The sequence below is a fragment of the Actinotalea ferrariae CF5-4 genome, assembly GCF_000603945.1.
GTDB classification, from domain to species: Bacteria; Actinomycetota; Actinomycetes; order Actinomycetales; family Cellulomonadaceae; genus Actinotalea; species Actinotalea ferrariae.
This window is the reverse complement of the sequence record NZ_AXCW01000393.1, coordinates 1-1,005: the sequence shown is the minus strand read 5'-3', so window position 1 is coordinate 1,005 and position 1,005 is coordinate 1. Positions and strand designations below refer to the sequence as shown.

Genomic DNA, 1,005 nt, shown 5'->3' with positions numbered 1-1,005 from the left:
GACGGCTGCTTCTGGCACGGCTGCCCGGAGCACGCGACACAGCCCGCGAGCAACACGGCGTGGTGGGCGGCGAAGCTCGCCGCCAACGTGCAGCGGGACCGGGAGACCGATGCGCACCTCCACGCCATCGGATGGGCAGTTCTCCGCTTCTGGGAGCACGCCGACATGGAGGTCGCCGCAGATCTCGTCGCTCAGTCCTGGGCGAAAGCTCAGGGAGCGCCCCGCCCGGACCGATGAGCCACGGAGTGTCGGTGCAGGCTCCTACGATGACGACGATCGCGATATCCACAGGCCATCAGGCCGCGGAAGGACTCCACAGGTGACGCAGTCCCGCAAGCTGATCGAAGTCTCGCTGCCCCTGGAGGACATCAACCGCGAGTCAGCGCGTGAGAAGTCGATCCGCCACGGCCACCCTTCGACGCTGCACCTGTGGTGGGCACGACGCCCCCTGGCCGCCGCCCGCGCCGTGCTCTTCGCTCAGCTGGTCGACGACCCGTCCTCAGATCCTGACCGATTCCCCACCGAAGAGGATCAGAAACTCGAGCGCGAGCGGCTCCACAACATCATCCGTCGCCTCGTCGTGTGGGAGAACGTCGGGGACGAGGGTCTTCTGCGCGAGGCGCACGAGGAGATCCTCCGGTCCACGGGAGGCAACCCGCCGGCGATCCTGGACCCGTTCGCGGGCGGTGGCACGATCCCCCTGGAGGCGCAGCGCCTCGGGCTCGAGGCGCATGCGAGCGACCTGAACCCGGTGGCCGTCCTCATCAACAAGGCGCTCATCGAGATTCCGCCAACGTTCGCGGGTCGCCCGCCTGTCTTCCCCGGTGCCGCGGAGTCGAAGATGGGCGAGTGGCCGCGGGCGACCGGACTCGCCGAGGACGTTCGTCGCTACGGCGCCTGGATGCGGGAGCGGGCTGAGGAGCGCATCGGCTACTTGTACCCGAAGGCCATGCTGGACGACGGCTCCGAGGCCACGGTGATTGCGGGCTCTTCGCAGATGAGGGT

1 protein-coding gene and 1 pseudogene are annotated in these 1,005 nt (G+C 68.6%); both read left to right on the top strand.

Annotation, left to right across the window (positions count from 1 at the left end):
- Positions 1 to 237, top strand: a pseudogene (locus N866_RS22525) (very short patch repair endonuclease); the annotation flags it as partial.
- A gap of 82 nt (positions 238 to 319) precedes the next feature.
- Positions 320 to 1,005: DUF1156 domain-containing protein (locus tag N866_RS18130; RefSeq protein WP_034229327.1), on the top strand; the 686-nt coding region annotated here is incomplete at its 3' end.